Annotated in this window: 23 protein-coding genes; 21 read left to right on the forward strand and 2 right to left on the reverse strand. The window is 30.8% G+C overall.

Going from position 1 to position 25885, the window contains the following annotated elements; genetic code table 11:
• The first annotated feature begins 91 nt into the window (after window positions 1-91).
• The 15 genes from ABXT64_RS04005 to tsf all read left to right on the forward strand — a co-directional run bounded on the left by ABXT64_RS04005 (window position 92) and on the right by tsf (window position 15468).
• Entirely contained in the window at window positions 92-1000 is a 909-nt protein-coding gene (locus tag ABXT64_RS04005; RefSeq protein WP_443634125.1) for a nucleotidyltransferase domain-containing protein, read from the forward strand.
• Window positions 993-2456, forward strand: coding sequence for a B12-binding domain-containing radical SAM protein (locus ABXT64_RS04010; RefSeq protein WP_443634126.1), 1464 nt, complete (start codon window positions 993-995; stop codon window positions 2454-2456). Before ABXT64_RS04005 ends, ABXT64_RS04010 begins: the two co-directional genes overlap by 8 nt.
• A complete protein-coding gene (locus ABXT64_RS04015) occupies window positions 2449-3225 on the forward strand; it encodes a class I SAM-dependent DNA methyltransferase (protein ID WP_443634128.1) in 777 nt (258 codons plus the stop codon). Before ABXT64_RS04010 ends, ABXT64_RS04015 begins: the two co-directional genes overlap by 8 nt.
• A complete protein-coding gene (locus tag ABXT64_RS04020; protein WP_443634130.1) occupies window positions 3222-4607 on the forward strand; it encodes a B12-binding domain-containing radical SAM protein in 1386 nt (461 codons plus the stop codon). Before ABXT64_RS04015 ends, ABXT64_RS04020 begins: the two co-directional genes overlap by 4 nt.
• 1 nt (window position 4608) lies before the next feature.
• Window positions 4609-5724 carry a hypothetical protein gene (locus ABXT64_RS04025; RefSeq protein ID WP_443634131.1) on the forward strand — a complete coding sequence of 372 codons (1116 nt, stop codon included), beginning with the start codon at window positions 4609-4611 and terminating at the stop codon, window positions 5722-5724.
• Window position 5725: 1 nt separating this feature from the next.
• Window positions 5726-6475 carry a glycosyltransferase family 2 protein gene (locus ABXT64_RS04030; RefSeq protein ID WP_443634133.1) on the forward strand — a complete coding sequence of 250 codons (750 nt, stop codon included), beginning with the start codon at window positions 5726-5728 and terminating at the stop codon, window positions 6473-6475.
• Window positions 6476-6481: 6 nt separating this feature from the next.
• Entirely contained in the window at window positions 6482-8026 is a 1545-nt protein-coding gene (locus ABXT64_RS04035; protein ID WP_443634135.1) for a glycosyltransferase family 87 protein, read from the forward strand.
• Entirely contained in the window at window positions 8023-9204 is a 1182-nt protein-coding gene (locus ABXT64_RS04040; RefSeq protein ID WP_443634136.1) for a hypothetical protein, read from the forward strand. Before ABXT64_RS04035 ends, ABXT64_RS04040 begins: the two co-directional genes overlap by 4 nt.
• Window positions 9197-9958 (forward strand): sulfotransferase domain-containing protein, encoded by a 762-nt coding sequence (locus ABXT64_RS04045; protein ID WP_443634137.1) that lies wholly within the window; start codon window positions 9197-9199, stop codon window positions 9956-9958. The genes ABXT64_RS04040 and ABXT64_RS04045 overlap by 8 nt, the downstream gene beginning before the upstream one ends.
• A 3-nt stretch (window positions 9959-9961) precedes the next feature.
• Window positions 9962-11518 (forward strand): B12-binding domain-containing radical SAM protein, encoded by a 1557-nt coding sequence (locus ABXT64_RS04050; RefSeq protein WP_443634139.1) that lies wholly within the window; start codon window positions 9962-9964, stop codon window positions 11516-11518.
• Window positions 11519-11602: 84 nt separating this feature from the next.
• Window positions 11603-12283: a methyltransferase gene (locus ABXT64_RS04055; RefSeq protein WP_443634141.1), complete on the forward strand. Its 681-nt coding sequence runs from the start codon at window positions 11603-11605 to the stop codon at window positions 12281-12283.
• Between the two features lie 225 nt (window positions 12284-12508).
• On the forward strand, window positions 12509-12964 hold the full coding sequence (gene rplM, locus ABXT64_RS04060) for a 50S ribosomal protein L13 (RefSeq protein ID WP_443634143.1): 456 nt from the start codon (window positions 12509-12511) through the stop codon (window positions 12962-12964).
• Window positions 12964-13350, forward strand: coding sequence for a 30S ribosomal protein S9 (gene rpsI, locus ABXT64_RS04065; protein ID WP_443634144.1), 387 nt, complete (start codon window positions 12964-12966; stop codon window positions 13348-13350). Before rplM ends, rpsI begins: the two co-directional genes overlap by 1 nt.
• A 184-nt stretch (window positions 13351-13534) precedes the next feature.
• Window positions 13535-14416: a 30S ribosomal protein S2 gene (rpsB, locus tag ABXT64_RS04070; protein ID WP_443634145.1), complete on the forward strand. Its 882-nt coding sequence runs from the start codon at window positions 13535-13537 to the stop codon at window positions 14414-14416.
• An 83-nt stretch (window positions 14417-14499) separates the two neighbouring features.
• Window positions 14500-15468, forward strand: a complete 969-nt coding sequence (gene tsf / locus ABXT64_RS04075; protein WP_443634147.1) for a translation elongation factor Ts — start codon at window positions 14500-14502, stop codon at window positions 15466-15468.
• Window positions 15469-15670: 202 nt separating this feature from the next.
• Here tsf and ABXT64_RS04080 read toward each other — a convergent pair whose 3' ends face one another.
• Together ABXT64_RS04080 and ABXT64_RS04085 are read right to left on the reverse strand one after the other, a co-directional pair.
• Window positions 15671-17041: a T9SS type A sorting domain-containing protein gene (locus tag ABXT64_RS04080; RefSeq protein ID WP_443634149.1), complete on the reverse strand. Its 1371-nt coding sequence runs from the start codon at window positions 17039-17041 to the stop codon at window positions 15671-15673.
• Window positions 17042-17133: 92 nt separating this feature from the next.
• On the reverse strand, window positions 17134-17370 hold the full coding sequence (locus tag ABXT64_RS04085) for a hypothetical protein (RefSeq protein ID WP_443634150.1): 237 nt from the start codon (window positions 17368-17370) through the stop codon (window positions 17134-17136).
• A gap of 243 nt (window positions 17371-17613) precedes the next feature.
• Between ABXT64_RS04085 and pyrH the strand changes: the two genes are divergently transcribed.
• The 6 genes from pyrH to rpoN all read left to right on the forward strand — a co-directional run bounded on the left by pyrH (window position 17614) and on the right by rpoN (window position 25885).
• On the forward strand, window positions 17614-18321 hold the full coding sequence (gene pyrH / locus ABXT64_RS04090) for a UMP kinase (protein WP_443634152.1): 708 nt from the start codon (window positions 17614-17616) through the stop codon (window positions 18319-18321).
• 103 nt (window positions 18322-18424) lie between these two features.
• Complete coding sequence (frr, locus tag ABXT64_RS04095) at window positions 18425-18979, forward strand: ribosome recycling factor (protein ID WP_443634154.1); 555 nt, start codon at window positions 18425-18427, stop codon at window positions 18977-18979.
• Window positions 18980-19061: 82 nt separating this feature from the next.
• On the forward strand, window positions 19062-20327 hold the full coding sequence (locus tag ABXT64_RS04100) for a hypothetical protein (RefSeq protein ID WP_443634155.1): 1266 nt from the start codon (window positions 19062-19064) through the stop codon (window positions 20325-20327).
• Between the two features lie 65 nt (window positions 20328-20392).
• On the forward strand, window positions 20393-22795 hold the full coding sequence (locus ABXT64_RS04105) for an efflux RND transporter permease subunit (protein WP_443634156.1): 2403 nt from the start codon (window positions 20393-20395) through the stop codon (window positions 22793-22795).
• A gap of 72 nt (window positions 22796-22867) precedes the next feature.
• Complete coding sequence (asnS, locus tag ABXT64_RS04110; protein WP_443634158.1) at window positions 22868-24322, forward strand: asparagine--tRNA ligase; 1455 nt, start codon at window positions 22868-22870, stop codon at window positions 24320-24322.
• Window positions 24323-24421: 99 nt separating this feature from the next.
• Window positions 24422-25885, forward strand: a complete 1464-nt coding sequence (rpoN, locus tag ABXT64_RS04115; protein ID WP_443634159.1) for an RNA polymerase factor sigma-54 — start codon at window positions 24422-24424, stop codon at window positions 25883-25885.

Consider the following 25885-nt stretch of genomic DNA (forward strand, 5'->3'; position numbering starts at 1 on the left):
ACAAAAAAAAACAGCTTTTATATTGCAGCAATTTAGTAGTTTTATAGGATAGAAATTACTATTCCCATATCATTGAAAAAGAATAAAAAAATTGACTTTATTAAAACCGCTTTTATATTTTTCTTTATTTCGTTATCCTTTAACCGAAGAAGAAATCTATGCTTTTTCTGAAGCAAAAAATCGGGTTCAATTTAAAAATGAATTAGACGCTTTAACAAAAGATAATATTATCTATAAAATAGATGGTTTTTATTTATGTGAAAATAATAAAGAACTTGTTGAACGTAGGTTATTAGGCAATAAAAAAGCTAAAGAAATTCATAAAAAAGCTACAAAAGTTTCTCGTTTTATTTCAAAATTCCCTTATGTAGAAGGGGTTGGCATCTCAGGCTCTTTATCAAAGGGTTATTATGATGATGATGGCGATTTTGATTTCTTTATTATTACCACACCAAATCGTCTTTGGATTGCAAGAACGCTTCTCATATTATATAAAAAAATATTTCTTCTTAACTCAAGAAAATATTTTTGTGTGAACTATTTTATCAGCTCTAATTCCTTAGAAATTGATGAAAAAAATAGGTTTACTGCAACAGAATTAGTGACCTTACTCCCTATGTTTGGGAATGGTAGTTTTCATGAGTTTTATAAACAAAACAAATGGGCCAATTCATTTTTACCCAATAAAAATATTTCTGAAAATATCGGAAACTTACATCCAGTAAAAAAACCCTTTATCTCAAAAGTTTCAGAAAAAATTCTGAACACAAAACTTGGAAATATCATCGACAACTTTTTTCTTAGAATTACCTATAAAAAATGGAAATTAAAATTTAAAAACTTAGATGAAGATCAATTTAAGGTCGCATTAAAATCATCTAAGAATGTTTCAAAACATCATCCTTTAAATTTTCAAAACCAAGTAATTGTAAGACTGAATAAAAAGTATCTAGAATATCAAGAAAATCATAATATTCACTTACCTAAAGAACATGCTTGATATTCTATTTTCACATTCTTATTATTATCCTCTTGACAAAAAACAATGGGCTAATAAAACTCCATATCCACCTTTAGGAACTTTATATGCGGCTTCCTATATGAGAGAAAATGGATATTCGGTTTCATTGTTTGATACCAATTTAAGAAGTGATCCTTATGCTATAGAAAAAGAGATTATTGAAAAAAAACCATCGTTCTTAGTTTTATATGATGACGGCTTTAATTACCTCACGAAAATGTGTTTAACAAACATGAGGGAAGCTGCTTTCGAAATGATATCGATAGGAAAAAAACACGATTGTAAAATCATTGTATGTAGTTCTGATAGTACGGATCATTTTCAGAAATATATAGAAAAAGGTGCCGATTATATCATTCAAGGGGAAGGAGAAATTACTTTAAAAGAATTAATCCATGCAATAAATAACAAGCTCCCTGTTGATTCTATTCAGGGCTTAGTATTCAAAGAAAAAGAAGAATTCAAAAAGAATCCAAAAAGGGTTGTACTTAAAAACCTAGACGAGTTTCCAATGCCTGCTTGGGATTTGGCAGATATAGAATCTTATAAAAAGATTTGGCAACAAGGTTCTAATGAATTTACACTAAATATTGCAACCACAAGAGGCTGTCCTTACAAATGTAATTGGTGTGCTAAACCCATTTATGGCAATCGCTATAATTCTCATTCACCAGAGTATATTACAAAGCATTTGGCTTATTTAAATGCCAATTATGGAGTGAGTAAATTTTGGATGTGTGATGATATTTTTGGTTTAAAACCCCATTGGGTGCAAGAGTTCAATAAGGAATTAAAAAAAGAAGATTTAAAAATCTCCTACTTTATACAAAGTCGGGTTGATTTATTATTGAAAGAAGATACGATAGATGCATTAGCAGAAAGCGGTCTAACTGAAGTATGGGTTGGTGCAGAAAGTGGTTCTCAAAAGATCCTAGACGCGATGGATAAAGGCACTCAAGTAGAGCAAATTTTTGAAGCTACACGAATTTTAAAAGAAAAAAACATACGCGTTGCCTTCTTTATTCAGTTTGGTTATTTAGATGAAACTAAAGAAGACATTCAAAAAACAATCGATATGATAAAGGAATTGTTACCGGATAATCTCGGTATTTCAGTTTCGTATCCTTTACCAGGCACTCCTTTTTACGATAAAGTAAAAGACGATTTACAATTAAAAGCGAATTGGACAGACTCAGATGATTTAGCAATGATGTTTCAAGGCACTTTTAATTCAGAATATTATAAAAAATTACATCGCTACGTTCATAAAGAATATCGTAAAAGTCAAGCCATTGCTAACTTTAAAAGTTTCTTTAAAAACCCTCTCTCATTGTCGTATACAAAATTACGATCTATGGCCTCTTTTTTTTATTATCTTCCAAGTTCAATATTAGATCGTATTATTTTAGAGAAAATGCAAAATACTCATGGCTAATAATTTTGATAAGGCCGCGAAACAATACGATGCTACCTTTACGTATTCTGAAATAGGTAAAGCACAGCGGGAAAGAGTATATCATTTTTTAAGGCATGAAATCAATGATAAATCTACTCTAAATATTCTCGAATTAAACTGTGGTACAGGAGAAGACGCTATCTATTTATCTAATTTGGGACATCAAATTATTGCAACTGATATTTCTTCGAAAATGATTGCTGAAGCGAAAGCTAAGAATAGCACCATACAATTTAAACAACAAGATATCACCACTATTTCTTCTGAAACGTTTTCAGAAAAGTTCGATTTAATTTTTTCAAATTTTGGAGGGCTAAATTGTCTAAATAAAAAACAATTAAAAACTTTTATAGATATTTCAGAAACATTGTTACAACCAAACGGGAAACTAATTTTTGTAATTATGCCTAAAAATTGTGTGTGGGAGCGATTCTATTTTTTTATTAAAGGAGAGTTCAAAAAAATATATCGTAGAAAAAGCAAACAATCAGTTGATGCAAATATTGATGGTGTTAATGTACCTACCTGGTATTTTAACCCTTCAGAATTAAAAGTATTAGCAAATAAAAAATATACATTAAAATTATTAAAACCTATCGGAATTAGCATTCCACCTTCTTATCTAGAACCTTTTTTTTCTAGTAAAAAGAGGTTTTTAAATGTATTGATAAACATAGAAAAATGGTTATCTTCATCCTTTTGGTCTAAATACGCAGATCACTATATAATATCCTTTCAAAAAAAATGAGTCTAGTTTTAAGCCATGCATACTATCTTTTTGAAGATCCAAGAGAGGTTAAAATAATGAAACCTTATCCTCCTTTGGGCTTACTCTATGTTTCCGGATACTTAAATGAAAAGAAAATCACCAATCATTTATTCGATTCAACGTTTTCAAACCAAAAAGAGCAATTAGCTTTTATTGAAAAAATACAACCTAAAGCAATTGCACTTTACACTAATTTAATGACGAAAGTTAATGTCATTAAACTTATTAAAATATTAAAAACAGAACAACAATATGGGTTTCCTAAAATTATATTAGGAGGGCCAGATATTACGTATAATATTGATAATTATTTAAATGCTGGGGCTCATTTTTTAATTATTGGTGAAGGTGAAGAAACAATGGCAGAACTCTACAATGCTATTATTTCTAATACTGAAAAAAGTAAAGTTAACGGGATAGCTTATCTTGAAAATGATCAAGTTATTAAAACGGCAGGTCGAATTAAAATGAAAGATTTAAGCGACTTACCCTTACCTAATCGAGATGGGATTTCAATAGAAAAGTATTTAAAAACTTGGAAGGATAATCACGGGAAAAGCTCCATGACAGTAAGTACACAAAGAGGCTGTCCTTATACTTGTAAATGGTGTAGTACTGCTGTTTATGGGCAAAGCTATAGAAGACGTCCTGCCAAAAAAGTGGTGGAAGAACTAAGGATGCTTCAAAATAAATACAATCCAGATACTATTTGGTTTGTGGACGATGTATTTACGGTAAGTCATAAATGGATTAAGGAATTTCATGCAGAAATTAAACTACAAAAAGTTTCAATTTCTTTTGAATGCATTACCAGAGCCGAACGTTTAAACAAAGAAATTTTAACGCTTTTAAAAGAATCGGGTTGTTATCGTATTTGGATTGGAGCTGAGAGTGGATCTCAAAAAATTATAGATGCGATGGATCGACGGGTTTCGGTTGAAATGGTTCAAGAGACCATTAATATGACCAACGATTTAGGCATAGAAACAGGAACTTTCATTATGTTAGGTTATCCTGGTGAAGATGAAAAAGATGTAAATCAAACGATCGACCACCTAAAAAAATCGAATCCGACTCATTTTACAATTACAATAGCTTATCCTATAAAAGGTACTTCCTTATATAATGAAATTGAAAAAGATATCACCGTTCAACCTAACTGGGAAACCTCAACGGATCGTGAAATTGATTTTAAAAGAACCTATCCAAAAAAGTATTATGATTATGCAGTAAGGAGAGTTGTGAATGAAGTAAATTATCACAAAGAAATACTGAAAGGAAAAGACAGAAATAATATAAAAGCACTTAAACTTAAAACCAAATCAATACTAGCTAGAGGTTTAATGGTTATAAATAAGTAAGATGAAAAAATTAATATTTCTTTTTTGTGTTTTTTTAATTTCATGTACCAGCGCTACCTATGATGATATTGTTGGAAATAATTCAAACCTAATTTTAAAATGGAATAAAGGGTACGAAGATGATAATCTTGCAAATACAATCATTGGACTTAATTGGGCATATTCATATATAGGAGCTAGTTTACCATTTAATAATACAGGAATATCTATACAAGCTAATTTAATAGAAATCGAGATCAGTGAATTAGGGTTCATTCCTGATGCTCAACAAAAATTAAATACACTGCATGAGGTCATTTTTTCTTCAGAAGAATATCGATTAAATGGCGCTATTGACATAGGGCGTTATGTAAGTTTACTGATGGGATCTTCAGCTCATTATTATGAAATTACTGGACTCCCTTATGAATTGTCAGATTTACTTGACCAGTATAGTTTAAATTCTGAAAGTGGTTATGTATCAAATTCAGGGGTCTCGTTTGAAGATCGAATCATACGTTTTTCTGAACAGAATGGTTTCAATCAGCTCTTTTTTTGCACTGAAGTTGACCCAATTACAGGTGAAATTTTTGAATATGAAACCGTCGATATCCTGCCCAATGGACAAACAAGGTTTGGGATTTATAATAAAGACGGTATTAGAATTAGTAATACAGATCCTTCCCATTCTTTTGCTGGAAAACCTGCCAAATGCATGTGGTGTCATGAATCTAGAATTCAACCATTATTTAGTGAACAAGAAGATAAAGAAGGTTTTATTCCTTATCTCGATTTTAAAAACATCTTAGACGAGGATAGAGCTACACATAGTAATTTACAAAATTCATTAAGTGACGGCGTTAATTATCAGGAACTACAACAACATACCTTTGCTGAACTTTTGTATATTACATTTATGGAACCTTCAGCAGAACGTTTAAGTTTAGAATGGAATCTACCTATTTCTGAAATTCAAAATTTACTATCAGGAATTCCTACACATACCCATTCAGAATTTGTTTTTTTAGACAATCTGTACTATAGAGAGGATATTGAATTATTAGCTCCATTTCAAGGATTACAAGTCTCTTCAAATGTTAGAGAAGAATCAGAAACGGAAGTAAATTATATCAATTAATATGCTTAACGGAAAAAAAATAGTTGTAATTCTTCCTGCATATAATGCCGAAAGCACACTTGAAAAGACCTATAATGACATTCCATTTAATATCGTTGATGATATAATTTTAACCGATGATTATAGTAGTGATCGTACAGTTCTTATAGCTAAAAAACTAGGCATTCAACATATTATTGAGCATAAAGAAAACTTAGGTTATGGCGCTAATCAAAAATCTTGTTATTCAAAAGCCATCTCTTTAGGTGCCGATATTATAATCATGCTTCACCCCGATTACCAATATAATCCAAAGCTTATACCCGCAATGTCATCATTAGTAGCCAACGAAGTTTTTCATGTAGTTTTGGGGTCAAGAATATTAGGAAACAATGCGCTAAAAGGTGGAATGCCGGTGTATAAATATATTTCGAATAGAATATTAACGCTTATTCAAAATATATTAATGGGTCAAAAACTTTCTGAATATCATACTGGATATCGATGTTTTAATACAGAAGTATTTAAGAAAATAAATTATAAAACTAATTCGAACGACTTCATTTTTGACAATCAATTACTAGCTCAGATTTGTTATAAAGATTATGGAATTGGCGAAATATCTTGCCCCGCTAAATATGAAAAAGATTCTTCATCTATCAATTTCAGTAGAAGTTTGACCTATGGATTTGGAGTTGTCGGTGTATCGTTAAAGTATTTTTTACATAAACTAGGTTTTAAATTTAAACTGTTTAAAGACCATGAAGTATAATCAATAATGAAAATTTTTAATACAATACCAATACATACTTTAGGTTATATTTTTATAGCGTTAATTGGTAGTGTTTTTATTTTTCAAGCAGCTTATTTTGAGCCACATGATTTTTCTAATTATTATTTTGGAGCAGAATTACTATTTACTAAATCTTTGGGGGCTGATATTTATTTTCCGCATATTTTTAATCTAGAAGTAGCAGCCTTAGGAACTCAAAACATATTTGTGAGCTATGCTCCAAATACTCCATTTTTAGCAACATTATTTTATCCTCTTACGTTCTTTTCAGTAGCGATGGCTAAAATAATTTTCAATAGTATAAGTCTGGTTTTATTCTTATTTAGCTTACGAAGATTAGTAAAAGCTTATCCTGTTAACCTTTTATATTTAGTAGCACTTCCGCTTGTATTTTTTATCCCGTTGCGTAATAATTTTATGTTCGGACAAGTATATTTATTGTTATTTTTTTTACTTTCTGAAGGGTTTCTTGCTTATAAAAAAGAAGCGTATTTAAAAATGAGTTTGTTTTGGAGTGTAGCGATTTTGTTTAAAGTTTTCCCAGTATTATTATTTGGGATGTTACTTTTCAGAAAAAAGTACAAAGCATTTATTTATTTATGGCTTGCCTGTCTAGTTTTATTTGGTGTTTCATTACTAATAAACGGTTATGAAATTTGGGAATTTTACCTAACTTCTGTACTTCCAAAATCGGGAAAGGGAGAAATATCAAGAGAGTTTGTACAAAACTATCAATCGATGTTTATGTTTTTAAAGTATTCATTTCCATCTAATATCGCAGTTTTCTCAATGCTATTATTCGTTTTTAAAATTAGCTTAATAGCATTAAGTTTTGTGTTTACTAAACAATTAAAATCTGATTTTAAAATTTTCTCCTTTTGGATGTTATTTATAATTTTATGGTCTCCATATGGAAGCACATATTCATTGTTATTATTGCTCTTCCCTTTTATATTTTATAGCAAAAAAGTAAACAAAACATCATTCCTACTAATTGCATTGCTTTTTATAATTAACACGATTCCAATTCATTATTTTTCGAATTTTTCAATCCCTTTTTCATTTCCAAGGTTATGGGTTTTATTGTTATTGGTTGTTCTTGTTATTCGCACTTCTGAAATTCAATTTCATTGGAAAAAAAGTTTACTTATTTTTTTTCCTATAACGATTATTTATTTTTTCGGAATTTTACCAAAAGAGACTATAACAGCACCAAGTATTGTCTCAGAAAAACACATCCTTACGTACGATTACAAAATTGAAAATGGTAAATTAAGTTACCTGTATTGGGATGAAAAAGGAGAACATTCTGAAACTACAGTCATTAATGTTAAAATGGTAGACTCGACTAACATTTCATTAAGAAACAATCAGATATTTTACAAAAACAAACAACTTACTTTTACAAAAAGCAATAAGATTAAACCTGCTATAATTAATAATAATGAATTAATATACCTTAGCGATTTTAAAAAAGGTATTGGTTTTTTTAGTGTACACACTTCACCCTTTGATTCTAAAAGTAAATGATTTTAAAAAGAAAATTATATAATAGAATTAAAACCATTACCTCTTACGGTTTAGGACAAATATTAAGTGTTTTTTCTGTTTTAGTATTGTCTCTTTTTATCGTAAAATTTCATTCGGTTAAACTTTGGGGTATCTATGCTGAAATATTAATTTGGACTAACTTTTTTTTACTTTTTTTATCCTTTGGAAGTTATGATTCTCTTCTAAAATCCTTTAGTGAAACACCCTCTTCAATTAATCAATTATGGGTAAATAATTTAATGACTCGAAGTATTTTATTAGTTCCTTCTATTGTGTTATTATTTTTTATCCCGCTTTTTAAAAGTTTCATTTTATGGGTGATATTATTAATTTTTCTTCAGTTTTTACTTCAGTCTTTTAAAGTATTAATTGTGTATCATAGAAAGTTTAATCTCACCATTTTGGTAGAAATTATATATACTATATTTTTAATAGGAATCCTGTTTTTTCAATATAGTGATCTTGATATAAAGCAACTTCTGCAACTTATTTGTTTTACCTACTTATTAAAATTGATTGTTTATTCTATTTTCTTGCTAAAAGGCTTTAATAATATTACATATTCTTTAGAATTAAATGAACTTAAAAAATCTGTTCCTTTTTTTATACCAGTAGCTGTAGGCACAATTAGAACAAAAATAGACACCTATTATGGTTCCCATTTTTTTAATTCAATCACCTTAAGTAAATATCAAGTATTTATTAGTTTTTTAATGTTAGCTCAAATGGCTAGTTCTTTTATTATTACTCCATATATAAAAACGCTGTATCGTTCTAAAAATGTTCTTATACAATCTATTCAAAAAGAATTTTTTATTTATGGCTGTATGTTTTCTGTTGTTTTTACAGCATTCTTATACATTTTCATAGAATACATTTATGGTTTTGAATTTACCTTATTTCAATATTTTCTAGCATTAATTTTTGTAGCCCCATTAGTCATACATATCCTATTAATAAATGAATATTATAAAAAGAATCTGCAATCTAAAATTGCGAAATTTGCTTCTTTAATTGTTATTGTTCAGGTAATTATTGGTTATTTTCTAATAAAACACAATGGAATTAATGGAGCCTTATTATTAAAAGCTTTAGGACAATGGGCGATTGTAATTATTCTTTGGTTTTGGATAAAAAAAGAAAGAATTAATGGATAAAAAAAATATTGTAATCGTAGGCTATCCTAAAAGCGGAACTACTTGGCTTAGCAGACTTGTTTCTGAGTTAGTTTCATGTCCATTACAAGGTGATTGGGGATTCGAATCCTTAAATGCTCCTTATAAAGAAGGATTACAAAGAGTTTCTAATTACAATGTTTTTAAATCTCACCACACATTTAATGAAGTTGAAAAGGCATCAGAACTACCTATATATAAAATAATTTATATCATTAGAGATCCCAGAGATGTAGTGGTTTCAGGAATTAATTTTTTCAAATTCTATCCTAAATTCATAGCAAATAACTATCTTTTTAAAAAGTTCTCTTTTATTAAAAAAGTATCCTCTAAATTTGTTTCAGAAAAAGAAAAGAAACAACAAATGATTCAAGCTGTTTTATCTGGAAACAAGTCAATAAGCCAATGGTTTGTTCAATCTTGGAAGACACATTATGAAGAGTATTTAAATAAAGATATTCTTTTTATTAGCTATGAGAATTTAGTGAAGTTTCCAGAAAAAGAATCACTTAAAATAATGAATTACCTTACTGTTGAAGTTTCAAAAAAACATATTCAAAATAGTATCTCAAATCAATCATTGCTACATAGAAAAAAAACAGCTATTCATATAAAAGATGAATTTCAAAAAAAAATAATAAGAAAGGGTACGTTTGGTGATTGGGAAAATGAATTTAGTGATGATGAAAAATGTATCTTTAAAAAAAATCTAACTTCTCCATTTTATAATTTCTAATTAATGAATAACAAAATCCTAATCTTTAATCCTCGAAGTGCAAAAGGCAAGCATAGAATTCCGAACTCTATTTTGCAGGTTGGGGCTTCAATTTTTGGCACTTACGAATTTGTTTTTATTGATGGAAATCTTGAAGAAGATCCTTGGAATAAAATTAAATCTTATTTTGATACAGGCGAATTTAAATATTTCTGTAGCACAGTAATGCCCGGGCCTCAATTAAAACAAGCGATTCCTTTTACAAAAAAAATAAAAGAACAATTTCCAAATTCTATTACAGTTTGGGGTGGCTATTTTGCTTCAAATCAATTTAAAGTATCTATCGAATCTCCATTTGTTGATTATATCATTAATGGCCCTGGAGATGTTGCTTTTCCTTCTTTAATAAATGCTATTGAAACCAATTGTCATTCCGAGAACAACGAGAAATCTCAAGAGCTTCTTCACTCCGCTCTGAAGGAGATAAAAAATCTTATTTATTTAGATAAAAATAATGAAATAGTTCAAACTGCAAAAGAAACCTTATTAGATCAAGATAGTTTACCTAGTCTTCCTTATTTACATTTAAATAGCTTTTACAACTTAGAAAATTATTTAAGTAAAACATTTTTAGGTAAAAAAACCTTCTCTTATCATTCTAGTTTAGGATGTCCTTTTACCTGTTCATTTTGTGCCGTAGTACCTATTTATAATGGGCGTTGGAAAGCGAAATCTGCTCAATCTGTATATAATGATGTCTTGTTTTTTAAAGAAAATCATGGAATTGATGCCATTGAGTTTCATGACAATAATTTCTTTACCTCAAGAAAACGTGTCGTTGAGTTTTCAGAATTAATTAAAAACGATGGAATTACTTGGTGGGGAGAAGGAAGAATTGACACGATAGATAAATATAGTGACGAAGATTTACTCCTTATGAAGGAAGCTGGTTGTAAAATGATCTTTTTAGGAGCTGAAACTGGAAATGATGAAATTTTGAAGCAAATGAATAAGGGAGGAACTCAGACCGGTGCAGGAATTAAAAAGTTTGCAGAACGTTTGTATCCAATTGGAATTATCCCTGAATTTTCTTTTGTATTAGGAATGCCTGCTGACTCTCCAGAAAAAGTGATGGCTCAAATTGAATGGGATATAAATTTCATCAAAGAAATAAAAGAAATTAATCCCGATGCTGAAATTATAATTTACCTCTATAGTCCAGTGGCAACGGAAGGATCTGAGTTGTATGAACAAATTCAAAAAGCTGGATTTAAGTTTCCTTCAAAATTAGAGGACTGGTTAGACCCAACATGGGAAAATTTTGACCTTCGAAAAAACCCTTTAACTCCATGGTTAACTCCTCCTATGGTAGATAAAATCATGAATTTTGAAACTGTTTTAAATGGGTATTACCCAACAGCTTCAGATTTTAGAATTAAAGGAATTAAAAAAACTATTTTAAGGGGTATCTCGAAAGTGCGGTATCAATCTGGTTTTTATAAATACCCATATGAAATAAAAGTTTTGCATAAAATTTGGAAATACCGACAACCTGAAATTCAAGGTTTTTATTCTGAATAGTACAATCTATGTCATGTCGAGCGCAGTCGAGACGACATAATTAAAATAATAGTTCTCGACTGCGCTCGAACTGACAATTTTATAATGTCTAAAGCAAGAAATATAATAAAACGAATTACCCAGCCTTTTTTAAAAGGAGGATTGGATTTTTATTATAGAAAACCTAGAGCGTATCAATATCAAGGAATTGAGGTAATGGTCCATCCTGAAGTTTTTCCTCCTCATTTAACCTTAAGTACTAAAATACTTCTTGGTTTTATTTCTGAAATAGATCTAAACAATAAATCATTTCTAGAATTGGGTTGTGGAAGTGGTATTATAGCTCTATTTGCACGAAAAAAAGGAGCAAATGTTATCGCTTCAGATATAAATGAAATTGCTATAGAATATTTAAAAGTTGCTTCCGAAAAAAATAAATTAGAAATAGAATGCATTCAATCAGATTTATTCGATACCATCTCTCAAAAATCATTTGATTATATAATTATCAATCCTCCCTATTACCCTAAAAAACCAAAGAATACTAAAGAACAAGCTTGGTTTTGTGGAGAAGATTTTGAATATTTTGAAGCGCTTTTTCCTCAATTAAAAACTTATCTTTCAGAAGAAAACAATACCTATATGATTCTTTCTGAAGATTGTGATTTTCAGAATATATCAAAAATTGCAGCCAAGAATAACATTCATCTAAACTCAATTTTTACTACTAAAAAAGTGGGAGAGAAAAACACTATTTATAGCACAAAAAATCAGAAAGAATACTAGGTTTCGTTTGTTCGTCATGATGATTGATTTAATTAAATGAGTATAATTTCAAAAAAATGTTACAAACATGCAATCAATTAGGAGAAGTTTAAGTGTTAATTAGGTGTAATTTAACTTCGGAAATATTTAATTCTTAACGTTTGTTATTCAAATAAATAATAGTACATTTGCAGCCCTTTTCGAAGGGAAAAAACAATGAATTATAAACATTAGACAAAGAACTAAATGGATACATTAAGTTACAAAACAGTATCTGCTAACAAAAACACTGTTAACAAAGAGTGGTTATTAGTAGATGCGGACGGGCAAGCATTGGGTCGTCTTGCTAGTGAAGTAGCAATTTTACTTCGTGGCAAACACAAACCTAATTTCACCCCTCACGTAGATTGCGGTGATAACGTAATTATTATTAATGCTGAAAAGGTTACTTTAAGCGGAAACAAATGGGAAGACAAGTCTTATATAAGACACACAGGCTACCCAGGTGGACAAAGAAGTTTAAGTGCTAAAGAAATGTTTGGAAAAGATCCTGCAAGACTTGTTGAAAAAGCGGTTAAAGGAATGCTTCCTAAAAATAAATTAGGAGCAGCTTTATTCAGAAACTTAAAAGTTAATGTAGGTCCTGACCATGGTCAAGAAGCACAAAAACCTAAAACCTTTACCTTAAACTATAATAAATAATGGACGTTATTCACAAAATAGGTAGAAGAAAATCTGCCGTAGCACGTATGTACCTTTCAGAAGGGAAAGGTAATATTACAATTAACAAGCGTGAATTAGAAAACTATTTCACAACAGGAACCTTACAATATAAAGTTAAGCAACCTCTTGTATTAACTAACAACGAAAAAAACTTTGATATCAAAGTGAATGTGTTTGGTGGTGGTATTACAGGACAAGCAGAAGCAATTCGTTTAGCAATTTCTCGTGCAATGTGCGAGTTAGATCCAGAAAACAGATTGGTTTTAAAACCAGAAGGTTTATTAACTAGAGATCCTAGAATGGTTGAACGTAAAAAATTCGGTCAGAAAAAAGCGAGAAAGAAATTCCAATTCTCGAAACGTTAAAAATTTCAATACAATTGGGTTTCTCATGCCGAGATACCCAATTGTATTATTAAGTTCATATCTATTATTAATAATCGCTGTTACCTCTTTAAATAAAAGAGAAATTAGTTTAGCATCTAAACCATAATACGAGAATCGTATAGGTTGCTATCTATATTAACACAGGAAAGTAAACTATTTCAAAATGGCAAACAAATTAGAAGTTAAAGACTTACTAGACGCAGGTGTACACTTTGGTCACCTAACAAGAAAATGGAATCCTAATATGGCACCGTATATCTATATGGAGCGTAATGGAATCCACATTATCAATCTTTACAAAACTGCTGCAAAATTAGAAGAAGCAAATGAAGCGCTTAAAAAAATTGCAAGCAGTGGACGAAAAATTCTTTTCGTAGCTACAAAAAAACAAGCAAAAGATATTGTTGCTGAAAAAGCAAGCAATGCTAACATGCCTTATATTACTGAAAGATGGCCTGGTGGAATGCTTACAAACTTTGTAACTATTAGAAAAGCAGTTAAAAAAATGTCTACTATTGACCGTATGAAAGCGGACGGTACATTTATGACACTTTCTAAAAAAGAACGTTTACAAGTAGATCGTTTACGTGCTAAATTAGAGAAAAATTTAGGTTCTATCTCAGACATGAATCGTTTACCAGGTGCTTTATTTGTTGTGGATACAACACGTGAACACATTGCAGTTAAAGAAGCTTTAAAATTAAAGATTCCAATTTTCGCAATGGTAGATACTAATAGTGACCCAAGAATTATTGATTACGCGATACCATCTAATGATGATGCATCAAAATCAATCAATAAAATTATGTCTAGCGTTTCTGAAGCTATCATTGAAGGTTTAGCTGAAAGAAATTCAGGTAAAGAAAATGAGAAGAAAGAAGAAGCTGCTCCTGCTGTAAAAGAAGAAGCTGCACCAACAGAAGCAGCTGCACCAAAAGAAGAAGCTGCTCCAAAAGCTAAAACTGCTCGTAAAAAAGTAGTAGCTCCTGTTGCAGAAGTAGAAGCTCCTGCAGTAGAAGTAGAAGCAACAAAAGAAGAAGAGTAAAAACATTTTAATATCATAAAAGTCGTTTGTTCTCTTTTTAATAAAGTGATGAAACGACTTTTTATTTTAATACAATTATAATTATGGAAACTGTAAAAATAACAGCTGCAGAAGTAAACAAATTAAGAAAAGCAACCGGTGCAGGTATGATGGATTGTAAAAATGCCTTAGTTGAAGCTAGTGGTGATTTTGACAAAGCAATTCAGATTCTTAGAAAAAAAGGACAAAAAATAGCTGAAAAAAGAGCTGACAGAGATTCTAGTGAAGGTGCTGTAATCGCTAAAGTAAATAGTGACGCTTCAAAAGGCGTAATTGTTTCTTTAAATTGTGAAACAGATTTTGTTTCTAAAAATGATTCATACGTTGCCATGGCACATAAAATGGCTGAAATTGCTTTAAATACTTCAACAAAAGAAGAATTTTTAGCTGCTGATTATGATGGAATGACGGTTGAAGAAAAATTATTAGAACAAACTGGAGTGATCGGTGAAAAGATCGAAATTGGTGGTTATAAAACATTAGAAGCCCCTTTTATTGGATCTTACATTCACGGAAATAAAATTGCTGCCCTAGTTGGATTGTCAACAAAAATTGATGATGCTGCTACTGTTGGAAAGAATGTTTCAATGCAAGTTGCTTCTATGGGAGCTTCAACGTTATCTTATAAAGATTTTACACCAGAATTTGTAGCTTCAGAAACGGAAGCAAGAATTGCTGTAATTGAAAAAGATAATATTGAAAGAGGACGTTTAGGCAAACACCTAATTAATGTGCCTAAATATATTTCAAGAGCTCAATTAACTGACGAAGTTTTAGCAAAAGCAGAAGAAGCTGCAAAAGCAGAATTAAAAGCTGAAGGGAAACCAGAACAAATTTGGGATAGAATTCTTCCAGGAAAAATGGAACGTTTTATGTCTGATAATACATCATTAGATCAAGAACAATGTTTATTAGACCAAAATTTTATTATGGATGATAAACAAAGTGTTGCAGATTATGTTTCATCTAAAGGTGATGCAGAAGTGGTGTCTTTTGTAAAAGTATCATTATAGTCTAATTACTATAAATAATTTATATTAAAAACCGTCTTATTTTTTAAGACGGTTTTTTTGTATATTTTTTTGTCATTCAGAGGGAAACGAAGAGTCTTTTTAGATTCCTTATTTTTTCTATATAAAGTCTTGTCATGCTGAGTAAGCTTGTCATCCTGAACTTGCCTGCACTGAGCTTGTCGAAGAGATTCAGGGTCTCATCCTACTCCTTCACCACCTTTTTAGTTACAATACCCTTCGCTGTTTCAATCTTTACAAATAGTAATCCACTAGTAAGATGTGAAACATCAATAGTATTAAACTGTTCTCTTTCTTGAAACACCAATCTACCTAATACATCATAGATTTTGATTGTTTTTATTTGAGTAGTAGAGGTGTTATCGACATATAAAATAGTTGAGACTGGATTTGGGAGGATTGTAATGAGCTCATGAGAAAACTCATCGATACCAATTAATGTTAAATTTTCATACCAAGCAATTTTGTAATCTACAAGTGAAGATGATAATACATCCATATCTCCATCTCCATCGAGGTCTGCAGCAAAAACAGTATTAGCACCATCTGCCTCAGTGGATATAATTTGTTGAGAACCAAAATTTCCTAAACCATCAAGGTTTTCATACCAAGCCACTTTATCATCTTCTGCAGAAGCTGAAAGCACATCTATATCCCCATCATTATCTAAATCTACAGCAATACCATCTCTTATAGCATCTACATTATTATTAATGATTTTCTCTGTACCAAAAGCTCCTTGTCCATCTACATTTTCAAACCACGCAATTTTATCATCAGGAAATGAAGAAGCTAGCACATCCATATTATCATCTCCATCAAAATCTGCTGAATAAATACTGATTACCCCATTAGTATTATCATTAATTATTTGTGCTGTACCAAATGTGCCTAAGCCATCTATATTCTCAAACCAAATTACTTGGTCAGCTGCAGTATCGGCAGCAATCACATCCATATCTCCATCATCATCCAAATCGGCTGCATGAACATCTCTAACACTTGATGTTATACCGCTAATAATTTGTTGGGGTCCAAAAGTTCCTAAACCATCGGTATTTTCATACCAAGCAATTTTACTATCAAATGCAGAAGCAGAAAGTACATCCATATCATCATCACCATCTAAATCAGCAGCGATAACAGAAAGAGGAGCATCTACTAAAGTTGTAATGATTTTTTTAGCACTAAAATTACCTAAACCATCCAAATTTTCAAACCAAATTACTTTATCTCCTGAGCCTTCTGTTGCCAACACATCGATATCATCATCACCATCCAAATCTGTAGCAAATATCTTTCTAGCTCCTTCAACACCTATACTAATCACTTGTTGGGGTCCAAATGTACCCAAACCATCCATATTCTCATACCAAGCCACTTTTTCATCACCTTCAGAAGCAGAAAGTACATCCATGTCATCATCTCCATCCAAGTCTGCTGCAAAAACTGATTTAGCTCCAATTGCTTCTATAGTAACAATTTGTTCTGGTCCAAATTGGGCATAGCTAATGGTAGTAATTAAACCCAGTATAAATAAATTAATGTTTTTCATAGGTATTTTTAATAAGTTAAATGTACCTTTTTAAAATATAGAAACCTAACCAAACTAAGCTAACTAGATTGGTTAGGGTTTTCTAATATTATTTATTGTTCTTTGATTATCACAGTTTCTTCCACGGCTCCATCATTATAGGTTTTTTCAATTTTATACAAACCGCTCGGTAAGTCATTGATTAAATTTTGGCTATTAATTGAAGTGGAATCTTGAGGTATAATGGTCACATTATTATTTAGTACATTATCATTAAATTTCAATACTGTGCCACCTGTTGCTGCAAGATTAAAGTTGTCATAACACTTCCTAGGTTGAGGAAAAAACACATCACCGATTAGGTGCTTTATAAGTATTGCCGAATGATTTGGGTGTGTAATACTGTTATAATTACTTTCATCTTTATCATAAATTGCTAAAACTGTACCATTGTTTGACGGAAATGAAATATCATCATAATCTGAAGGGGGTGGTCACACCCAAATAAAAAAGAAAATTAGTTGAACACACACCAATTCTAAAGCTAAAAATTTGAATATATTTCTTTACTTTTGTATAAGCAAAAATATACCATGCAATACAAAAGAATTTTATTAAAATTATCTGGAGAAGCATTAATGGGAAATCGTCAATATGGAATTGACCCAGACCGTCTTCAGGAATATGCAAAAGAAATAAAACAACTTACAGATAAAAATGTTGAAGTCGCAATAGTTATTGGCGGCGGCAATATTTTTAGAGGCCTTGCCGGTGCTACAAGTGGAATGGACCGTGTACAAGGTGACCATATGGGTATGCTTGCTACAGTAATCAACGGACTTGCCTTACAAGGCGCCTTAGAAGATGAAGGAATCCCTACTCGCCTACAAAGTGCTATTAAAATAAATGAAGTTGCAGAACCGTTTATAAGGCGAAGAGCCATGCGTCATTTAGAAAAAGGTAGAGTTGTTATTTTTGGTGGAGGAACAGGGAATCCATATTTCACTACCGATTCTGCCGCTGTATTAAGAGCTATTGAAATTTGTGCCGATGTTATTTTAAAAGGTACTCGTGTAGATGGTATTTATACTAGTGATCCCGAAAAAGATGCTAATGCTACTAAATTTGACAATATCAGTTTTGATGAAGTATTAAAAAAAGGGCTTAAAGTAATGGACACAACAGCCTTTACATTAAGTCAGGAAAATGATTTACCTATTATTGTATTCGATATGAATACAAAAGGAAATCTGTTAAAAGTTGTATCTGGTGAAAATATAGGAACTAAAGTCAATATATAAGTTTCACAGAAAATTGGCTTAAATTTTGTAAAATAAATTTTATATCAGAGTTTTTAAGTTTAGATATTTTAATTTAACTTACTCACTCTAAAATAATTTTAAAATGGAAGAAGAAATTAATTTTATTATAGATAGCACAAAAGAGGCTATGGATAGTGCCTATGGGCACCTTATAAAAAAGTTTATAAATATTCGTGCAGGAAAAGCATCTCCTTCAATGGTAGGAAGTGTTATGGTAGATTATTATGGAAGCCAAACTCCCATTACACAGGTTGCAAATGTGTCAACTCCTGATGGAATGACTATTACTATTCAACCTTGGGAAAGAACATTGATTCCTGAAATTGAAAGAGGAATACATGCTGCTAACCTTGGTTTTAATCCAATGAATAATGGTGAAAGTATCATTATTAATGTTCCGCCCTTAACAGAAGAGCGAAGAATAGAATTAGCAAAACAAGCAAAAGCTGAAGCTGAAGACACAAAAGTAGGGGTCCGCAATGATCGTAAATCAGCGAATTCAGAAATTAAAAAATTGGACATCTCTGAAGATTTAAAAAAGAATCTTGAAATAGACATTCAAACAATGACCGATACTAATATTAAAAAAATTGATGGAATTTTAGAAGTCAAAGAGAGAGAAATTATGACGGTTTAATTTCAGCTATACACACCATAAACAAAGCGGCCCAAAAGCCGCTTTATTTATACCTTTACATTAACTATTTTCAATAATTGAAATGCGCTATTTTATTTTAATCCTCACGTTTATAATCCCTCTAATTGGATTTGCGCAAGAACCTGAATCTGAAATAAAAAAAGACACAAGCCAAACGGCTTCAAAGCCTAGACAAAGCCCTTTTAATACTGGATTTTATCCCATCTATTTTTTTGATGTAGATCTGAGATATCTCATAAAATATAATGATTATGAAGGGATTAGATTAGGTTTTGGAGGTATTACAAATAAAAAATTATCTGATAAATTTAGAATTGGAGGTTATTTAGCAAGAAGTTTTAAAGACCAAAAATATAAATATAGCCTAGGCGGTGGAATTAAATTAACATCCAAAAACAATACTTGGCTTAATATATTTTATAAAAAAGATATTCAAGAGGTCGGTAGTTTTCAACAACTCACAGACCAACTTATCTATTCTGTTTTTGAACCACGTTTAGTTAATATCTCACAGTTTTATAAACACCGATCTTGGCAAACTAATATTCAAAATAAATTTTCTTCGAAAATTCTTTCTGAGCTACGATTGTCCCATAGTAATGTTGAACAAATAATTAATTACCAATACTTGAATGACAATAGGTTATTTAATGCCTATAAATTAAGTGAGGTCAGTGCTTCGATTCGTATTAGTCCTAAAACAAATAGTTTTCTAACCGAAGATGGCTCTATTGAATATTACGATGGTTTACCCAATATTAGTGCACAAATAACACAAGGGTTTAAAGGAATTTTTGAAAGTAACTTTAACTATACTAAGTTTGGATTGAAATTAGATTATTTTATAAAACAAAATAATTTGTCTTCAACAAAAATACTTTTGGATGGCTATCTTGCTTTTGGAGATGTTCCGCTAACGCATTTGTTTCATGCCTATCCTAATAGTCCAACTAAGGACGAAATTTTACAACGTTTTTCTGTAGCAGGGAACAGAAGTTTCGAAACGATGTACTTTGGTGAGTTCTATTCAGATAAACTTGCAACCTTTCAAATTGAACATAGTCTTCGTAGGTTTAATATTTCAAAACATATTCAACCTGAATTAGTTTTTATTACGAAACATGCTATTGGTGACCTTAAAAATAAAGAAAAACACTATGGTGTTCAATTTAACACCCTAGATCATTTCTATTCTGAATCTGGTATCGAACTGAATAAATTAATCTTTGGGTTTGGCTTAAGCTTTGCGTATCGATATGGTTTTTATCACCTCCCAGATTTTGAAGATAATGTTTCCTTTAAATTTACATTTAATCTTAAATTTTAAATTGTTAGAACCTTATACAATCATAGGGATTTTAATACCTTTACTCGATTAAAAATTAAACCCTTTTGAATAAACTTTTTAGCATAGGATTTTGGAGTGCCGTGGCTCGTTTTATTTTGCGAAACCGGCCTCTAATACTTATTATTATAGCTGTGATAACTGTATTCATGTCTTTGCAGTGGAAGAACATGCGCTTTACCTATACAGAAGCCAATCTTTTACCCGATGAACATCAAGTAAATGTTGAGTATAATGAATTTTTATCTCAATTTGGTGAAGAAGGTAATCTTATCATTCTTGGCGTAAAAGATTCAACATTATTTACAGTTTCAAAACTTAATCAATGGAATCAATTATCTAAAAAAATAAAAAAGTACAATGAGGTTGAGCTAGTTCTATCTTTAAACGAGCTTAAAGTACTTGAAAAAAGAAAAGATTCAGCAGCATTTAATCTAGTACCGTTTATAAAAGATTCAGCTTTTACTTCAGAAAATATTGAACGTTATAAGTATGAATTATTCAACAAACTTCCATTTTACGAAGGCTTAATTTATAGTCCTAGTAAAAAATCTATTAGAACTGCCATTTATCTTAAAAAAGATATCGTTAATAAACCCGAACGAAAAGATTTTATAATTAATGATTTAATTCCGCTTATTAAGGAGTTTGAGAATGACACTAACCTGGATGTACATACTTCAGGAATGCCCTACATAAGAACTTTAAACTCTCAAAATATTATTGATGAAATTGGGCTATTTATTGGAGCTGCTTTGTTTGTAACTTCCATTATATTCTTCTTTTTCTTTCGATCATTTAGAGCCACATTTATCTCAATGATCACCGTAATAATTGGTGTGATGTGGGCCTTTGGAATTTTAGGCTTATTGCATTACGAAATCACAGTACTTACCGCTTTAATTCCACCATTAATTATTGTAATTGGGATCCCCAATTGTATTTTCTTGATTAATAAATACCAACAAGAAATAAAACTTCATGGAAATCAAGCTAAATCATTACAGCGTGTTATTACAAAAGTTGGTAATGCAACATTAATGACAAACCTTACCACAGCATCTGGGTTTGCAACTTTTATTTTAACAAATAGTAAGTTGCTTAAAGAGTTTGGTATTGTTGCTTCTATAAATATTATTGTCATATTTTTATTAAGCTTGCTTATTATACCTATTGTATATAGTTATATGCCACAACCAAAAAACAAGCACTTAAAGCATCTTAATAAAAAATGGATAGGAACATTTGTTGATTGGACAGTTCGAATGGTAAAAGGCCATCGTATTGCAATTTATATTGCGGCAGTTTTTTTATTATGCATCAGTATTATTGGAATTTTTAATATTAAAATATCGGGTAGTATCATTGAAGATATGCCTAAGAAAACAGAATTTTTTAGTGACATTCGCTTTTTTGAAAAAGAATACGAAGGTATTATGCCATTAGAAATATTAATAGACACTAAACGTAAAAAAGGAGTAATGAAACTTGCAACCTTAAAACGTATGGATGAACTTCAGAATTATTTATCTGACCTTCCAGAATTTTCAAAACCATTATCTGTTGTTGAATTGGTTAAATTTTCAAAGCAAGCCTATTATAATAACAATCCAGAATATTATCAATTACCAAATAGTCAAGAACGCTCCTTTTTACTTTCATATGCAAAAAGTAGTACTAACGACACAGAATTACTAAAGAGTTATGTGGATAGTACTGGTCAATTTGCTCGTATGACCGTTTTTATGAAAGACACCAAAACAGATCGTTTTGATAGAATCGAAGAAGATTTAAAAGCAAAAATTGATAAAATATTTCCTTCAGATCGTTATAATGTAACCTTAACAGGAAAAGCTTTAGTTTTTCAAAAAGGCACAAAATACTTAGTTAATAATTTAATTATATCGCTTTCATTGGCAATATTCCTTATTGCCCTTTTTATGGCATGGATGTTTAGAAGTGTAAAAATGATATTGGTTTCATTAATCCCTAACCTACTCCCTCTTATTATAACAGCAGGTCTTATGGGAATTATTGGAGTACCCATAAAACCATCAACAATACTTGTATTTAGTATTGCCTTTGGTATTTCAGTAGATGATACTATTCACTTTTTAGCAAAATATAGACAGGAGTTAATTGCAAATCATTGGCGAATTAAAAAATCTGTATTTGCTGCACTACGAGAAACTGGGGTTAGTATGTTTTACACCTCAATTGTTCTCTTTTTTGGATTTTCAGTATTTGCAATTTCTAGTTTTGGAGGAACAGTCGCTTTAGGAATATTAGTATCGATTACCTTATTATTTGCAATGCTCTCTAACTTATTATTATTGCCTTCATTATTGCTCTCTCTAGAAAGAAGTATCGCAAATAAAAAGACCCTTAAAAAACCTTCTTTAAAAATATATACAGATACCGAAATAGATAATTCCGAAGGAAAAGAATAAGTCTATATTTATAAAAGCTATATTCTAAAAATTAAATTCAGATAAGTATCTTTACGCTTTCAAATTAATGCCATGCAGACAAATAATATTAAAGATTTATTACAAAGTGAACCTTCTTTACATGAAGTAGTTATCAACGGATGGGTTCGATCTTTCAGAAGCAATCGATTTATTGCATTAAATGATGGTTCAACCATTAAAAACTTGCAATGTGTAGTTGATTTTGAAAACTTTGAAGAAGCGCTGCTGAAAAAAATAACTGTTGGTGCAGCTATTAAGGTGACCGGTAATATTGTTGAAAGTCAGGGAAAAGGTCAAAAAGTAGAAATACAAGTCACTGAAGTTGAAGTTTTAGGCGAAGCAGATCCTGAAGAAGTTAAAAAAACTATATTATCACCAAAACGTCATAGTTTAGAATTTTTAAGAGAACAAGCTCATTTACGTATCCGGACTAACACTTTTAGTGCTGTGATGCGTACCCGTTCTAAATTATCATTTGCAGTGCATGAATATTTTCAGAAAAATGGTTTTAATTATATGCATTCTCCAATTATTACGGGTAGTGATGCTGAAGGTGCAGGTGAAATGTTTAGAGTCACAGGTTTAGATGCTAAATCTCCTATCTTAAATGAAGAAGGAAATGTAGATTTTAAACAAGATTTTTTTGAAAAAGAAACCAACCTTACTGTAAGTGGTCAATTAGAAGCTGAAACCTATGCAATGGCATTAGGTAAAGTGTATACATTTGGCCCAACTTTTAGAGCTGAAAACTCTAATACTTCGCGTCATCTAGCCGAATTCTGGATGATTGAGCCTGAGGTTGCTTTTTTAGATTTAGATGGCAATATGGATCTTGCAGAAGATTTTATTAAGTATGTAGTGAATTATGCAATTGAGCATTGCGCAGATGATTTACATTTTCTTGAGCAAAGATTATTTGATGAAGAGAAGACTAAACCAACTTCAGAGAGAAGCGAAATGAGTCTTTTAGAAAAACTTAATTTTGTTAGAGATAATAATTTTAAACGAGTTTCATATACCGAAGCTATAGAGATATTAAAACGCTCTAAGCCTAACCAAAAGAAGAAATTTAAATATATCATCAACGAATGGGGTGCTGACTTACAAAGTGAGCATGAACGTTTTTTAGTTGAAAAACACTTCAAATGCCCTGTGATTATATATGATTATCCAGCAGACATTAAATCATTTTACATGCGTTTAAATGAAAATACTCAAGACGACAGAAAAACTGTTAGAGCAATGGATGTATTGTTCCCAGGTATTGGTGAAATTGTAGGAGGAGCTCAAAGAGAAGAGCGTTACGATGTCTTAAAACAAAGAATGGAAGAAATGGGTATTCCTCTAGATGAGTTATATTGGTATTTAGATTTACGTAAATTTGGAACTGCGGTTCATAGTGGATTCGGATTAGGATTTGAAAGATTAGTGCAATTTGTAACTGGAATGGGTAATATTAGGGATGTAATTCCTTTCCCAAGGACTCCTGGAAATGCTAGTTTTTAATATATTTTATAAAATATCAAATGATTTTGCGAAAACAACCTACTTTACACTTAAAGTAGGTTGTTTTTTTTTAAATTTATAGCATAGTTAAATATAACGATGCTTAAACAACAACTGAACTTTAAACTTTCACAAAAGTTATCTCCTCAACAGATTCAACTCATGAAGTTGATCCAGTTACCTACGCAAGCTTTTGAGCAACGTATCTCTCAAGAGATGGAGGAAAATCCAGCATTAGAAGGTGGTAAAGAAGAGGATGAAAACTATGATGAGGATTTAGATTTCGATTCTGAAGACACAGAATTTGATGATGGTAATGAAATTATTGAAGCAGATATAAATGTTGATGATTATTTAAGTGATGATGAAACACCTAGTTATAGATTAAACGCTAACAATCAAAGTGCTGATGATGAGGATAAACAAGTGCCTTATGCTTCAGGAACTTCATTTAATCAACATCTTCTTCAGCAACTAACGACTGTTCGATTAAGCGAAGAAGAAAAAGAAATAGCAAAATTTTTAGTTGGAAGTGTAGATGAAAGTGGTTACATACGTAGAGATCTTCAAGATATCGTTGATGATATGGCTTTTACCCAAAATGTATTTACTTCCGAAGATAAAATTAAAAAAGTCTTAACTATAGTTCAAAGTTTAGATCCGGCAGGAGTTGGAGCTCAAAATTTACAAGAATGTTTAACTCTACAATTACATAGAAGAGCGTCTAATACATCTATTGATTTAGCGATTCGAATTATAGAAGAATCATTTGACCATTTTACTAAAAAGCATTATAAAAAATTAATTGCAAAATTTAATATTTCTGAAGAACAATTAAGAGCTGCTATATCAGAAATAGAACACCTTAATCCTAAACCAGGAGGTGCTTTTTCAGGATCCAACCGAATCATTGAACATGTAGTGCCAGATTTCGCAATTAAAATAGTTGATGGTAAATTAGAATTAACTTTAAATGGAAGAAATGCGCCCGAACTTCATGTATCTAGAGATTATACCGAAATGCTAAAAGGATATAAAGTAGCTAAAGAAAAGTCCAAATCTCAAAAAGATGCTGTTCTGTTTATTAAACAAAAATTAGATGCGGCAAAGTGGTTTATAGATGCAATTAAGCAACGTCAACAAACATTATTTATCACAATGAATGCAATTATGCATCATCAACAAGAATACTTTATAACTGGAGATGAGCAGAAGTTGAAGCCAATGATATTAAAAAATATTGCGGACGAAATTAATATGGATGTATCTACTGTTTCAAGGGTCGCTAACAGTAAGTATGTTGACACTCCTTATGGCACGAAATTAATTAAAGAATTTTTCAGTGAGTCAATGAAAAATGATCAAGGTGAAGATGTATCTACCCGAGAAATTAAAAATATTCTAAAAATTATTATTTTAGAAGAAGATAAAAAGAAGCCTCTAACCGATGACAAGCTTGCAGCTTTATTAAAAGAGAAAGGGTACCCTATTGCTAGAAGAACTATAGCTAAGTATAGAGAGCAACTAGATTTACCTGTTGCGAGACTTCGTAAAAAAATATAA

The sequence above is a fragment of the Candidatus Marifrigoribacter sp. Uisw_064 genome, assembly GCF_047730175.1.
Taxonomy (GTDB): domain Bacteria; phylum Bacteroidota; class Bacteroidia; order Flavobacteriales; family Flavobacteriaceae; genus Marifrigoribacter.